The sequence below is a fragment of the uncultured Brevundimonas sp. genome, from assembly GCF_947305955.1.
In the GTDB taxonomy this organism is placed as follows: domain Bacteria; phylum Pseudomonadota; class Alphaproteobacteria; order Caulobacterales; family Caulobacteraceae; genus Brevundimonas.
Genome location: NZ_CAMZFB010000002.1, coordinates 89,118 through 103,303, shown reverse-complemented (window position 1 = coordinate 103,303; position 14,186 = coordinate 89,118). Strand labels below are relative to the sequence as shown.

At 62.9% G+C, this 14,186-nt stretch carries 13 protein-coding genes; 3 read left to right on the top strand and 10 right to left on the bottom strand.

The window, feature by feature from the left end:
- Positions 1–31: 31 nt before the first annotated feature.
- A complete protein-coding gene (locus Q0Y42_RS01170; RefSeq protein ID WP_297799259.1) occupies positions 32–481 on the top strand; it encodes a PA2169 family four-helix-bundle protein in 450 nt (149 codons plus the stop codon).
- Positions 482–544: 63 nt separating this feature from the next.
- Here the strand turns inward: Q0Y42_RS01170 and rplS are convergent, their stop codons facing one another.
- The 4 genes from rplS to Q0Y42_RS01150 all read right to left on the bottom strand — a co-directional run bounded on the left by rplS (position 545) and on the right by Q0Y42_RS01150 (position 5,381).
- Positions 545–955, bottom strand: coding sequence for a 50S ribosomal protein L19 (gene rplS / locus Q0Y42_RS01165; protein ID WP_292054068.1), 411 nt, complete (start codon positions 953–955; stop codon positions 545–547).
- Between the two features lie 16 nt (positions 956–971).
- Positions 972–1,682, bottom strand: coding sequence for a tRNA (guanosine(37)-N1)-methyltransferase TrmD (gene trmD / locus Q0Y42_RS01160; RefSeq protein WP_292054065.1), 711 nt, complete (start codon positions 1,680–1,682; stop codon positions 972–974).
- Positions 1,683–1,768: 86 nt separating this feature from the next.
- Positions 1,769–3,610: a DUF885 domain-containing protein gene (locus tag Q0Y42_RS01155; RefSeq protein ID WP_297799255.1), complete on the bottom strand. Its 1,842-nt coding sequence runs from the start codon at positions 3,608–3,610 to the stop codon at positions 1,769–1,771.
- A gap of 106 nt (positions 3,611–3,716) precedes the next feature.
- Positions 3,717–5,381, bottom strand: a complete 1,665-nt coding sequence (locus tag Q0Y42_RS01150) for a thiamine pyrophosphate-binding protein (protein ID WP_297799253.1) — start codon at positions 5,379–5,381, stop codon at positions 3,717–3,719.
- Positions 5,382–5,529: 148 nt separating this feature from the next.
- On the opposite strand from Q0Y42_RS01150, the gene Q0Y42_RS01145 reads away from it, so the two are divergent.
- On the top strand, positions 5,530–5,667 hold the full coding sequence (locus Q0Y42_RS01145; RefSeq protein WP_297799251.1) for an entericidin A/B family lipoprotein: 138 nt from the start codon (positions 5,530–5,532) through the stop codon (positions 5,665–5,667).
- A gap of 11 nt (positions 5,668–5,678) precedes the next feature.
- Here Q0Y42_RS01145 and Q0Y42_RS01140 read toward each other — a convergent pair whose 3' ends face one another.
- The 4 genes from Q0Y42_RS01140 to Q0Y42_RS01125 all read right to left on the bottom strand — a co-directional run bounded on the left by Q0Y42_RS01140 (position 5,679) and on the right by Q0Y42_RS01125 (position 10,139).
- Positions 5,679–6,134: a hypothetical protein gene (locus Q0Y42_RS01140; RefSeq protein ID WP_297799249.1), complete on the bottom strand. Its 456-nt coding sequence runs from the start codon at positions 6,132–6,134 to the stop codon at positions 5,679–5,681.
- A gap of 137 nt (positions 6,135–6,271) precedes the next feature.
- On the bottom strand, positions 6,272–6,631 hold the full coding sequence (locus Q0Y42_RS01135) for a YdbL family protein (RefSeq protein WP_297799247.1): 360 nt from the start codon (positions 6,629–6,631) through the stop codon (positions 6,272–6,274).
- A gap of 14 nt (positions 6,632–6,645) precedes the next feature.
- Positions 6,646–6,837: a YnbE family lipoprotein gene (locus Q0Y42_RS01130; protein ID WP_297799245.1), complete on the bottom strand. Its 192-nt coding sequence runs from the start codon at positions 6,835–6,837 to the stop codon at positions 6,646–6,648.
- 95 nt (positions 6,838–6,932) lie between these two features.
- On the bottom strand, positions 6,933–10,139 hold the full coding sequence (locus Q0Y42_RS01125) for a YdbH domain-containing protein (protein WP_297799243.1): 3,207 nt from the start codon (positions 10,137–10,139) through the stop codon (positions 6,933–6,935).
- Positions 10,140–10,589: 450 nt separating this feature from the next.
- Between Q0Y42_RS01125 and Q0Y42_RS01120 the strand changes: the two genes are divergently transcribed.
- Entirely contained in the window at positions 10,590–11,942 is a 1,353-nt protein-coding gene (locus Q0Y42_RS01120; RefSeq protein WP_297799241.1) for a M23 family metallopeptidase, read from the top strand.
- 71 nt (positions 11,943–12,013) lie between these two features.
- Here Q0Y42_RS01120 and Q0Y42_RS01115 read toward each other — a convergent pair whose 3' ends face one another.
- Complete coding sequence (locus Q0Y42_RS01115) at positions 12,014–13,654, bottom strand: TadG family pilus assembly protein (RefSeq protein ID WP_297799238.1); 1,641 nt, start codon at positions 13,652–13,654, stop codon at positions 12,014–12,016.
- Positions 13,654–14,070 (bottom strand): TadE/TadG family type IV pilus assembly protein, encoded by a 417-nt coding sequence (locus tag Q0Y42_RS01110; protein WP_297799236.1) that lies wholly within the window; start codon positions 14,068–14,070, stop codon positions 13,654–13,656. Before Q0Y42_RS01110 ends, Q0Y42_RS01115 begins: the two co-directional genes overlap by 1 nt.
- Positions 14,071–14,186 lie beyond the last annotated feature (116 nt).

Below are 14,186 nucleotides of genomic sequence, written 5' to 3'. Positions count from 1 at the left end.
TTCCCGCCTCCCCGGCACAAAGGAGTCTGACATGAGTGCAAACGCCCATGATATCAAAGTCCTGAACGGACTGATCGAGGCTCTGATCGATTGCGCAGACGGATATACCGAGGCCGCGCGCGACACCCCCGAGCCGCGCTATTCCCAATGGCTGGACCGCCGCGCCTCGCAATATCTGGCGCTGGTCGAGACCCTGAAGGCCGAGGTTCGCGCCCGCGGCGGAGCGCCCGAGGATAACGGCTCCATCCTCGCCAAGGCCTCGCGGGCCTTCAGCGGCTTCAAACAGGCCGTACTGGGCCATCAGACCCCCATCTTCCAGATGATCCAGTCCGCCGAGGATCAGGTCCGTGGCCGCTTTGAAAAGGCCTCGGCCGACACCGAGCTTTCGGTGACCACTCGCGACATCGTCCGGCGCGGTCTGGAACAGCTGCCGCTCAGTCAGGAAGACCTGAGCGAACTGGACGCCATGGGCCATTCCTGAGGCCAACAAAAAACCCCGTCGCATCCGCGACGGGGTTTTTCATTATCAGCCTTGGGGCCGATCTCAGCCTTCGGTCGACTCTTCAGCGCCGGTGGTCGGGACCGAAACCTTGCGAGCGGTCTGACGCTCGGCGATACGGGCCGACTTACCGCGACGGTCGCGCAGGTAGTACAGCTTGGCGCGACGGACGACACCGCGACGCTTCACTTCGATCGACTCAACGTTCGGCGACAGGATCGGGAAGCGGCGCTCGACGCCTTCACCGAACGAAATCTTGCGGACCGTGAACGTCTCGTTGATGCCGCCGCCGTCACGGGCGATGCAGACGCCTTCGAAAGCCTGGATACGTTCGCGATCACCTTCCTTGATGCGCACGTTAACGCGCAGGGTGTCGCCCGGTTGGAAATCCGGAATGGTCTTGCCTTCGAGCAGGCGGGCTTTTTCTTCAGCAGCGAGCTGTTGAACGATGTTCATGGTCAATCTCCGGAGCTTATTTGCTCTTTACCTGTAAGTTGGCGAGATACTGCTCCCAGAGGTCTGGGCGCCGTTCCCGCGTCGTGATTTCCCGCTGTTCCTGACGCCACTTTGCGATCTTTTTATGATCGCCCGACAGCAGGACCTCGGGAATGTCGTGGCCTTCGAATGTCCGCGGTCGCGTGTACTGCGGATGTTCGAGCAGGTTGTCCTCGAAGCTCTCGGACGACAGGCTTTCCGCCGCACCCAAGACCCCCGGAACCAACCGGACGCACGCCTCGATCGCCACCATTGCCGCCGCCTCGCCACCGGCGAGGACCGCGTTTCCGACGGAGACCTCCTCGAACCCGCGCGCATCGAGTACGCGCTGGTCCACCCCCTCGAAACGGCCGCACAGCACGACGATACCGTCGGCTTTCGCCCATTCCTTCACTCGCGCCTGCGTCAGGGGCCGACCGCGTGCGCTCATGTACAAAAGCGGCCGAGGGGGACCTTGCAGGCTGTCGAGAGCCCGCGCCACCACGTCCGCTTTGAGTACCTGACCCGGACCGCCACCCGCAGGGGTGTCGTCCAGGAAGCCGCGCTTATCCTCGGAAAACGCGCGGATGTCCAGTGTTTCCAGACTCCACAGCCCCTTCTCGCGCCATGCGGTGCCGATCAGCGACACGCCGAGCGGGCCCGGAAAAGCCTCGGGGAACATGGTCAGGACGGTTGCGGTAAAAGCCATGCGCGGCCTTTAGCGCCGAACCCCCGTAAAAGCAAAAGGGCGGAAGGTCTGAAAACCTCCTGCCCCAAGCGTTCATCCTGTTCGGCTTACAGGGCCGGTTGGCCACCGCCCTGCGCGATCCAGCGATCCACCTGCTCTTCCAGCACTTCGAGCGGCACAGCGCCCGAGCCCAGAACCACGGTGTGGAAGTCGCGGATGTCGAACTTGTCTCCCAGCGCGGCCTGGGCCTTGCGGCGCAGTTCGAAGATCTTCAGCTCGCCGATCTTGTAGCTGACAGCCTGACCCGGATTGGTGATGTAGCGCTCGACTTCCTTCTGGATGTCACGCTCCGACAGAAGCGAGTTCTGGCGGAAATAGTCCATCGCATCCTCGCGGCTCCAGCGCTTGGCGTGAAGGCCCGTGTCCAGCACCAGACGCACGGCGCGCCACAGCTCGGTCGAAAGACGTCCAAAGTCGGAATACGGGTCCTGATAGAAGCCCATCTCCTTGCCCAGCTGCTCGGAATACAGGCCCCAGCCTTCCGAATAGACGCCATAGCCGCCGAAACGACGGAAGGACGGCACGCCCTCCATTTCCTGAGCATAGGCGATCTGGAAGTGGTGGCCCGGCGCGCCCTCGTGCAGGCTGATGCCCTCGACCTGCGGCTTCAGCACCTGGGTCATGTCCGACAGGTTCATATAGTAGATGCCCGGACGCGAGCCGTCCGGTGCCGGACGCATGTAGAAGGCGACCGAGGCGGTGGCTTCACGGAACGGCTCGACCGCGCGCACTTCCAGAGCCGCCTTGGGCAGGACGGAGAACCACTGGGGCGCGAGCTCCATCACGCGGTTCACATAGCCGCGCGCGTCGGTCAGGAAGGCTTCCTTGCCTTCCGGCGTGTTCGGATACTGGAACTGCGGGTCGGTTTTGATGAAGGTGAAGAACTCCTGCAGGGTGCCGGTAAAGCCAACCTGCTCCTTGATCTTCTCCATATCGGCCTGAATACGGGCCACCTCGGCCAGACCGATGTTGTGGATTTCATCGGCGGTCAGGTTGGTGGTGGTCGAGAACTTCAGACGCGAGTTGTAATAGGCCTCGCCGTCCGGCAGGCGCCACACGCCATCATTGCTGTCCGCCTTGGCCTGAGCCTCGCCCAGAGCCACCAGAACGGTCTCGAAACCGCGCTTGTACGGGCCGGTCAGAGCCGCTTGGGCCGCAGCGAACAGGCGGTCCTTGGTCGCCTGGTCGGTGTCGAGGGCGTTGACCTTCTTCTGGAAGTCTTCCCACACCGGATTGACGCCTGCGCCCTCGAACGGCGCGCCCTGAATGACGGCGCGGGTATTGTCGATGCTCGGCTCGAACACGAAGATCGGCGAGACAATGCCCTTGGCCGTGCGGTCACGCAGGGTGTCCGCGACCTGACCCATATAGCGTTCGGTATCGACCAGACGCGCCACATAGGCCTCGGCATCCGAGACGCTGGTGATGCGGTGGTTGTTGATCATGAACACCGGCAGGCTGGTGGTCGGGTTGCCGTTGGCCGCGAACTGGAAGCCCCAGTCGCGCCACTGGTTCATCAGACGGCTCTGCTCGACCTGATATTCAAACAGGCGGACCGACAGCTGGTTCTGGGTCGACAGCTTCGACACATCGAACGACGACTTCAGCTCAGCCAGTTGCGCCTCGGCCAGCGCCAGCGAGCGGGCTTGGGCTTCCGGCGACTGGTCATCCAGCTTGTCGTAATCGGTCTTCAGACCCATCGACGTCATCTGTTGCGGGCTGAGCGCCAGACGGGCCTGATAGGCGGCCTCGAACCAGTCGGCCAGACGGGCGTCCTCGCTTTGGGCTACAGCCGTCGCAGCCGCCGGCAGGGTGCCATGAGCCATGGCAGCTCCGGCAGCACCACACAGGGCCAGTGCGGCCACGGACGAAATCAGAATACGGCGCATTGCGCTCCCCCTCGTTACGAACTCCGGGGCGCACAGTTTCAGCAAACGGTCTGGCTTACAAGATTACGCCAAGTTGAAATGAGCGCCCGCGCCGCCAGAAGCGAGCCTAGCCCTGACGCAGCTGGGTGATCGTCTTGGCGGGCGAGATCTGCTCGGCATCGGTAATCAGATGAACCAGTGCCGGCTGTCCCTTGGCTGCTGCGTCACGGGCCTTGGCCAGTGCTTCGGGGAAGGCGCCGGTTTCGGTCACACGGATGCCGAAGGCCCCGAACGCCTCGGCATATTTCACGAAGTCGGGGTTCTTCAGATCGGTGGCGATCACGCGGCCCGGATAGTGGCCTTCCTGGTGCATGCGGATGGTGCCGAAGGTGCCGTTGTCGACCACCACGACGATCACGCCCAAGCCGTATTGAGCGGCGGTGGCCATTTCATTGGCGCTCATCATGAAGTCGCCGTCTCCGGCGACGCAGACCACTTCGCGGTGCGGGGCCACAGCCTTAGCCGACAGGGCCGCCGGATAACCATAGCCCATCGCGCCCGAGGTCGGGGCCAATTGGGTGCCGCGCGCGCTGTGGCGGTGGAAGCGGTGAAGCCATGCGGCGAAATTGCCCGCGCCATTGGTAATGATGGCGTCCTTGGGCAGGGCCTCGGCCAGATGGGCGATGACCTCGCTCATGTTCACATCGCCGACCGTCTGGATCGGGGAGGAATAGGCCAGATAGTCGGCATGCGCCTGCGCGGCCTGATCGTGCCACTGGCGTCCCGGCTCGATCTGCGAAAGGGCCAGCGCCGCCAGACTGTTGTCCGCCGCCCCCGACAGCAGCGGTGCCCAGACACGACCCAGCTCCTCGGCCCCCGGATGGATATGGATCAGGGTGTCGGCGGTGCGGTCGCGGTCCAGAACCGTATAGCCCAGCGTCGGATTCTCGCCGAGGCGGGCACCTATGGCGATGACCAGATCAGCCTCCTTGAGGCGCTGGATCAGCTTGGGGTTCGGCCCCAGACCCAGATCACCGGCATAGCAGGGATGCAGGTTGTCGATCAGGTCCTTGCGGCGGAAGGACAGCGCCAGCGGCAGGCCCATCCCTTCGGCCCATGCGCCAATGGCCGTGGTCGCCTCTTCGGTCCAGCCCGAACCGCCCAGAACCAGCAGCGGGCGTTCGGCATGGGCCAGTTTTCCCGCCACCTGATTGACGAAGGCGGGATCAAGCGCGGCGCGAGCGGGCGTGACAGGACGCCTGGGGGCCGGACCGCCATCCTCGTGCAGCAGGTTTTCCGGCAGGGCCACGACCACCGGACCCATCCGCCCCTGAAGGGCGGTGGCAAAGGCGCGCTCTACGATCTCGACCGTACGCGACGGGGTCTCCAGCTCGGTCGCCCATTTGGCCAGACCACCGAACACCTCGCGATAGTCCACTTCCTGAAACGCGCCACGGCCGCGGTCCGACAGGGCGATCTGGCCCACGAACATGATCAGCGGGGTCGAATCCTGATGGGCGGTATGAATGCCGATAGAGGCGTGGGTGGCCCCCGGTCCACGCGTCACCATGCAGATGCCCGGCTTGCCCGTCAGCTTGCCATAGGCCTCGGCCATATTGGCGGCGCCCGCCTCGTGACGGCAGACGATGACCTCGATTTCCTCGCGCACATCCGCTAGCGCATCCAGCACCGCCAGATAGCTCTCACCTGGCACGCAGAACACCTTGTCCACGCCATTGAGAACCAGCGTCTCGACCAGTCGACGGGCGGCTGTGGCGGGTGATGCAGTCATGACTACCTGTATTGGCAAGCGGCCCGACGGTGTGCCGAATTCGGGCTCGAAATTCCGTGGCTCCACACTATTGTGAAGTCAGACCGCTGTCTTAACCCTATAAAACAGCGCTCGCCAACCAGAACAACGTGAGATCCGGAGAGATTTAATGCGCAAAATCGTCGCCCTCGGCATGATTGCCGCTGCGCTTGCCGTTTCGGCCTGCAATACTGTTTCCGGCATTGGCCGTGACGTTCAGGCCGCTGGCCGTGCCGTCACCAACACGTCGGAATCGGCCCGCCGCTAAACCCCGCGCGCCTATTCGACGCGACCGCTTTCGCCCGCCTTGTCCAGAGCCGCCTTCGATGCGGCGCAACCGGTGTAGGTCGTCTCGCCCAGTTGCAGGCGGGCGGCAAGCGGATAGGTCCGATCGCTCATACCGTCGCTGCAGTCGGTCCCTGCGATCGTCAGCACCGCGTGGGTGCCGTTGGACAGGGATGCACGCCATTCGGCGACATTGCCTGTAATGACCGGACCCTGCACCGTGCCCTCGACCGGCGTGGTCAGCTCGGGATCGGAATAGGCCGCCTTCTGGCCGTCGATATCGATATTCCAGAACGGCTCATTGCCCAGAGCCACAATGGCCTTGTCCAGATCGACACCGGCCAGCAGCCGAGGCTCGGGCGGGGCCACCGGCTCTGATTTTTGAGACGTACACGCCGCCAGCGAAACAGCCGCCAGAGCAGCGACGACAACACAACCCGATTTAAGCATTCCAGCCTCCCCGTCTGCGCCAGCGATGATATCCGCGCGCAAGACATGATCCTAATACGAAAAAGGCCGGTCTTCGTTCCTGAAGACCGGCCTTAATCGACTAAAGCGTCAAACTCCGCACGATGGCGGAGAGGGCTTTATTTCTGGACCCATTGCCCTTGGGCATTGCGATACCACTGGCCCGAGGAGATACGCGGGAACAGTTGGGTTTCGAACATGCGGGTCGCGGCCACCTCGGCGGTGGTGCCGGCCTGGGCCGCGCTGCGGGCATAGGCCTCGCGGCGGCCGTTGTTCACGGCGCTCACGGCTTCGCGGGTGTCCGGCTCGACCTGGGTGCGGATACCCAGATAGCCGTCAGCCTGCTCGCCGACCTTGCCTTCGGCCTTGGCAGCGTCAACCAGAGCCTTCTGGCTGGACGTCTGGGCCATAACGCCGCCGGCCACGCCCAGAGCGGCAGCCGCGGTCACAGCGATGAAGAGTTTACGGTAGGCCATCATTCTATGCCTCCAGATCAGAACAGGTTCGGGTTTTGCTGGAGCAGCTTCTGCAGCTCTTCGTCCAGCTTGATGTGGATGTTCGCGTTCAAGTTCGCATTGATTTCAAGCGGCTTGTCAAACGCGACCTTCACTGTAGGGGAGCAAGCGGCGACACCGGCCACCGCCCCTGAAAAGGCGAGGATGGTGAACTGTCGTTTGTTCAACATTGTCGATGTCTCCGGCAGGGTGGGGGAACAGGGTGCCATTGGGTCACTTGGCACCTGAACCTCCAGTGAATGAGGTTTAAAGCAATAAGGCGGCACTATCGCTGTTGGGAACTAGAATCCGTCGCGGACGAACTGGTTTCAACCCGATCAAAGCGTTTCTGCATGACATTGTAGATTTCGGTCGCCAGCTCATTGGCATTCCAGCTGGTATTCAGGCGCAGGATGACCGGGGCCCGCGACGGCAGGTCCAGCTTACGCTGCATGAAGTCACCGCGCAGAAGGTCCATGATCGACAGGCGCAGTTCCTTGCGCTGGGGCGGATCATAATGGCCGTCGATGACGAAGTTGATCGCCAATCGCCCTTCCGGAAGGGTGAAGACATTGGCCGACAGGTCCTCGATCGCCAGATTTTCCAGCGCCTGATAGGCCAGATCCTGAACGGCATTGGGCTGGACGGGCACCTCGACGCCGCCCTCGGCCACCACCTCATTGCCCTCGGCGGACATGCCGGTCAGAACTTCGCGCTGGATTTGCAGACGGCCCGACGAGGCGCTCAAGCGGCCATCGCGGATCTGCCAGCCCAGTCGCTCACCGTACTCAAAGGCAAAGCCGCCCGTGACCTTGGCATCGAAAATCGCCTTGTCGCCCAGATTGGCTGCGGCCAGCAGATCGTTCAGCTGGACATTGTCCAGTTCCAGCCGCCCGTGAACCGTGCGCGAGCCATCCAGCGGCACGATGATTTCCGGCGCATGGACACGGCCGTCATTCAGTTGGAAGGCCGCATCGACGATCCTCAGCTTGCGATCGCCAAGGTCGACATTCACCGTCAGATTTTCCATCGGCACCACCGCATCCAGACGGCGCGCGCGCACGGTCTGAAGTCCTGCACTGGTCGGATTCAGCAGGTCCGTCAGGGTCAGGGTGCCTGTCAGCCCCTGCAGACGGCCCGCAGGCGTATCGAAGGTCAGGCCCTCATCATCCCCGGACAGGTTGAGCACGCCGCCGCTTTGGACACCCGCACGCGTCCAGCCGATCTGGCCGTTCAGTGTCAGGCCGCGCCCCTGCACATTGGTCATATAGCTGGCCAACATCGGGCTGATGCTGGCGGGTTGAAGACCGGACGGGCTAAAGTCCAGACGCTCGCTGGCAACGCCCAGCTGCCCCATGCCCGTCGATCCATCGTGCGACAGGTCCAGTCCTGCCAGCCGGATACCTTCACGCGCGAGATCCAGATGTCCCGTCCATCGACCGCTTTGCAAGCGGACCTGACCGGTGGCCTGAACCGGATTGAAGCGAAGCTGGGAGCCCGCCTCTGCGCCTGTAGGGGTCGGCGTCGTATCGGACAGGCGAGCCGCAATGCCGGACAGGGCCACGCCCAGCTGCCCGCCGCGCGACTGAACCTTCAGGCTGCCAGAACCGTCCGTCAGATCGGCATTCAGGAAATCCGCCGACAGGCGCGTGTTGCGAAGCTGTCCGCCCAGCTCCCAAGCCCCGCCCGCCATCACAAAGACCGGCCCGCCATTGGGGCATAGCTGGCCCTGAAGATTGTCCAGACGGTTCTCGCCCATATCGACCTGACGGGCCGAAATATCGGAACAGCCGTCCGGCGTAAAACGGGTTGTCCCGCCGCTAGAGGTCAGGGTGCCCTTGGTCTGCAGGGCGATGCCGCTGACGGGCGTGAAGTCCAGCGCGGCCTTGCCGTCCAGTTGGGCCGACAAACCGCCGTTGATGGCCTGCCAGCGCGGGATGTTCACATCGATCTGCGGCATGCCCTCGCCGCCCATGACCAGACGGGCCGCGCCGACGGGCGCACCGCCATCCAGCCGCATGACCGGACCCGACAACTGCGCCAGCGTAACGACCGCGCCATTGCTGGCACTCAGTCGTGCCGGAGCGTCCAGTTCCAGCGCCGTCGTGCGGTTGGTAATGGTCAGCCGAGCGTCCGGGACATCCAGCGCGAAACTCTGTGCCGCTTGTTTGAGGTGCGCCAGTTCCGGCGCATCGGATGCCGTGAGGGGTCCCAGCCCGCCATAACGCCCCTGCGCCTTCAGACGTCCGTCCAGCCGGATGCGGGTGGCGATGCCGCGCGTGGCATCCAGCGCCATCACACCGCTGACCTGTTGCAGGTGCAGGTCCGAGGTCTGCATACGGGCCACTGCGAGATTAAGCGGGCCACTGGCCTCGAACTGGCCATTCAGACCTTTCAACGACAGGGCACGGGCATTGATACGGACATTGTCGCCCGCGACGCCCCCCGTCAGAACATGACTTGCGGTGACATCTACCGGCCCTGCGAGCGACCACTGGATCCGCCCGCCTTCCTCGGGAGCCTGTCCGCGCGACAGCGACACCACCAGATCGTGCCCCTGCACATCAAGATTGCGCGCCGACTGGTTGCCGGAGGCCAATTGCGTTGCCGTTGTCGCCAGTTGCGCACGGCCATCCAGCACAAAGCGGTCGATCCAGCCTTCCAGCAGGCCGTTCCACTGTAGCTGTGCCGCGACATCCTTGCCCTTCAGGGCCTCGGAATCGACCTGCCCGATATTCGCATTGGCCAGCAACCGCACCGGCCCCTTGGCCGCGCGGACATTCTTGGCCGGATAGGGCACCAGGCCTTCAAGATCGGAGGCAAAGCCGGAGGCGTTGAAGCCCGTACCCGTCACCTTTTCGGCCAGTGCCCGCCCCTTGAAAGTCAGGGCGTCTGCGGTGCTGCGGGCTTCGACCTCCAGAGCCACACCCTCGGCGCGCTTGCCGTCCAGCGTCAGCACGGCCGGGTCCAGCGAGGCTTTCAGCCATTCCAGACGCGAATCGTTCAGGCGCGCATCTGCCGTCAGGGACAGCGGCCCGTACGGGGTCGTGACGATGCCCTTGCCGCCATTCACAATGACGATCGGCCCCGGCGATTTGCCCGGCGGGCGCGAGGTAAACTCTTTGATCAAAGGATCGAGCGAACCGAAGGACAGGGCCTTGCCCGTCCATTCGGCCTTGATGACCGGCCGCTCCAGAACCACGCGCTTGGGCGTCAGGCCAAGGCCGTCACGGCTCCACGGCAGACCGATCAGGTAGTCGACATCCACGCGCTCGACGCGGACATCCGGGTCCGCCGGATCGCCCACGATAATGCGGCCCGTAAACCCGTCCCATTCCAGACGCTGGACCTGCACATCCGCCGTAATCCCGCGACGATGCAACCAGCCCACGAGTACTTCCTCGGCCACCGCACGGCGACCGACATAAAGACCACCCAGCCCGAGGGCGATGGCCAGACCACCGATGGTCAGTCCCGTCCCGACACGGCCCATGGGCAGGGTTCGGCGACGGCTTGGCTTCGCGGTTGGCGCGGGCTCGGGAGAAGAAATGTCAGGCGTTTCAGAGTTCACGGACCGGACTGTCCACCGTTTGCGGCCAAGGAACAAGCCAAACCCGCCAATGCAACGAAAGTTCAAGCTTTTGAGTTTACTAATGGCTGCTCAGTTATCGCGGATTGTAAAATCGGTCCCGCGATTTGCGTATCTGGAGTGCCGCAGACGTAAGTCTGGCGGAACGATCTGTTGCGTCGTCTAATTTTCGCCCAAAGCTTCGTAGAAAAGGCTGCAACCTAAACGCGCACCTCCGCTCTCGTTACACAATTGTAACAGACAGCTTCCCATCTTGAGACAGTCGGTCTATATAGGTCGCTTGCGTTTCTAGAGGGAAGGAAGCGCAAACCAGATTTCGTTGGGCGCAGTAGCGTCGTCGAATACCGGGGAAAAATGGCCCAGTTCGATCCTCGCCGCCAACCGTTGCGGCTTGCCCCTCACCTGCTGACAACAGCAGCTGCCATCGGCCTCGCCCTGATGGCGGGCAAACCCTTCGCGGCCTCCGAGGCTCAGGAATTGCCCGTTCTGACCCCGCAGCAAACGGCCTATCTTGAAACCCAAGCTTACGCTGCTGCTGCCGCTCCTGCCGGTCTTAACGCACCGGAAGCCGTTCCGGTTCAAATCCGTCGCGGCGAATCTTTCGAAGATGCCATCCGTCGCTCGGGTGTCGGCGCAAATGACGCCAGCGCCGTAGCCGCGACCATCGCCAGCGCCTTTGACCTCAAGGACATCCGTGCCGGCGACAAGTTCGAAGCCGCCGTGTCCCGTCCGCGTGGCGGTGTGGGCGAGGCCCGCCTGATCGGCCTGACCATGCGCACCGGACCGGCCAGCCAGCTGACGGTTTCGCGCAGCTTTGACGGTGCTCTTCGTCTTCGCGCCCTCGATGAAAAGGTGACCCACGAGACTGTGGTCGCCAATGACAAGGTTCAGGGCTCGCTGTCGGCCAGCGCCCGCGAACTGGGTGCCACCTCTGCGGTCATCCGCAAGGCCAGCCAGCTTTTCGCCCACAAGTTCGACATGCAACGCGATGTGCGCGCCACTGACGAATTCACCCTCGTTTTCGACCGTTCGGTCACCGAGGCGGGCCGCACCATCGAAACCGGCGACCTGCTGTATGCGGAACTGAAGGGCGTGTCCTTCTATCGCTTCCAACGCCCGGGCTCGAACAAGGTCGAATATTTCGACGCCACCGGCAAAAACGTCCGCTCGGTCATGATGCGGACCCCGCTGCAAAGCTTCCGCCGCGTCTCGTCCAACTATGGCTTCCGTACCCACCCCATCGCGGGTTACCGCAAGATGCACCAGGGTATGGACTTCGCCGCTTCCAGCGGCACCCCGATCATCGCACCGGCTGACGGCGTCATCGTCGAAGCCCGTCGCTGGGGTGGTTATGGCAACTGGATCCGTGTGCGTCACTCGAACGGTCTGGAAACCGGCTACGGCCACCTGTCGCGCTATGCATCGGGCATGCGCCCGGGTCTGCGTGTGACCCAAGGTCAGGTGATCGGCTATGTCGGTTCCACCGGCAACTCGACCGGCCCGCACCTGCACTATGAAATGTGGCGCAACGGCCAGCGCATCAATCCGGCCAGCGTCCGCACCCAGGAAGGCACCGTCCTATCGGGTAGCGAACTGGCCGCTTTCCGCGCCGAAAAGGCCCGCATCGACCGCATCATCGCCGCCGGTGGCCAAAGCCGCCCTGTCACGATGAACGCTTCGAACGGCCTGCGTCCGATCAACAGCTGATCGACCAACTATCAAAGTTAAAAGGCGCCGCCCTCGGGGCCGCGCCTTTTTCTTTTTGGGGATGCTGCGTATCAACCCACGAGGTAGGGGATACCGCCCACACCGCCCGGGCAGTTAATACCCAGCACCCGCACATCGGCTTCGCCCAGCCCAATGCCCAGAATACGCAACAGCGGGTTGATGATCATATCGACGAGATAGCCAATTGGCGTCAGGAGCGGGCCAAGCAGATTGACCACCCACCCCAGCTCAAGGCCGCCAATCGACAGCTTGATATCCTTGGTCAGGTTGTTCAGCAGACTGCCCACCAGCTCTTGCGAACGCACCGTCTTCGGAGACTGTTCGGTGATTTCGCTTTGGTTGAACCTCAGGGTCTGCCAGTTGCGATCCTTACTTTCGACATTTGCGTAGAGCTTGATCGGAATGAGCAGCACCTCCGCAAGGGTCAGTTGCTCGGTATTGATCTTGCGGGTGAAGTCTTTGAGGTCCCCCGGATTGGTGACCCTGCCGATAGTCACGCGGGCCACACCCGGCCGGGCCTGAACGTCGACGCTGCGGTTTGCCCCGCACTGGATGCTTGAAATCTTGGCTTCCGCAGAAGCAACCTCGGCAAAGGCCTGCAGATCAACATGCAGAAGTTGCGGCACCAGATTCTTGGTCTCGGCCTTCACAAAGACCCGCGTCTGGGCCGTGGTCAGGACGGGCGTCCCGCCGGACGATACCGTGAGCCATGACGACTGATTGGGGCGCTCGCCTATAGCGACCATGACGGTAACGTCCGCGAGGATCGCATTGATGTCCCCGTTCAGAGCTAGCTGTCGGTTGCCGTTGGCGGTCTCCAGCGACGCGATCAGCAAGTCCAGCGCCGCCACATCGAGGTTCAGCGCACGACGCAGACCGTCTTTGGCATCCGCATTCACACCCAGCAGGTCGCCGACCTTGATCGGCACACTGAGGCGCGAGCCGGTAATCGCTCCCAGCACCGCCCGTTCATCATCATCTGCGATCAGACGAAGGACATCCAGCACCTGACCGGTGGTGACATCGTGCGCCAGCAGCGCGTCATAATCCCCCGCCTCGACATTCAGCTTCACCGCCAGAGCGTCAAAGAACTCCAGCAGGTTCACCTTGGTCCCGACGAGGGTATTGTAGTCCATGACGTTGAGATTGACGCTCGACCCCAACAAACCGCCGAGGATCATGTTCAGCACGCCACGGTTCAGGCTGAGCAGCCGCGAGCCGATAGAGAACATAGCCGAAGGCTTGGCCCCCGGCAGGGCGGCAATGGCTTCGCGGGTGATGGTCACATCATGATAGCCAATGATCCGCGCGAAAAAGAGCGGAGCCTTACCGGTAATACGAACCTTGGCCGCATTGATACTAGACCCGCCGACTGTAAAGCGCTGCCCCACCGGGATCGCCGCGTCACCGACATAGGTGCCGGTGGTCGTAACGACGGTAATATCGCTGCCCAGATTGGCCTGCGCCGTCGATAGGGCGGCCGCCGGTGCGCGCGGAAGATCGCGTGCCGCCGCCAGAGAAGCGAGGTCCGCTGCACCCTGAACATGGCGCGCTTTCAGCACCATCGAGCCGAGATCGATGGCCAGCGCCGCCAGAATAACAAACAGGATGGCCGCAAAGGCCCCGATGATGGCCACGCCGCCATCAGTATCCTTTGCAAACCGGCTAAAGGGGCGGCGCGGGCGAGCCATCAATAGCCACCCAGTCTGACCACAGCCTCGCGTTCAATGGTTTGGGGCGGCGGAACCGTCAGATTCCGCAGTGTCATGATCGGGTGGTTGGAGACGTTATAGCCGATGCGTACCGCCACGGTCTGGTTGTCGCTGGTGACCTGAACGGCGGCCGGGTCGACAGGCACGCCCATCTGCTGTCCGCGCGAGGCGACAAAGTCGAGCGCAAGCTGGCGGCGTTCAGTGGCATCCAGTCCGCCCAGTGAGGCGCGGGCGGATTCATAGGCGAGTGATTGCACGGAATGGGCCAGCCAGAACCAGCCGCCATAGACAATCATCCCGATCAGCATGAACAGCAGAATCGGGAAAACAAGAGCGAACTCCACCGCGATGGAGCCATCACGCGACCGGTCCTTGCCGGGAACTATTCGAAGCATTGGGGGGAAACTCCAAATATCAGCGTTACTCTAGACTCCACCGCACTTAACAGTCGGTTATCGGTCATGGTGAACGCGCGCCCCCGCGCGGTCCGCTTTCATGCCCCTATGTCATG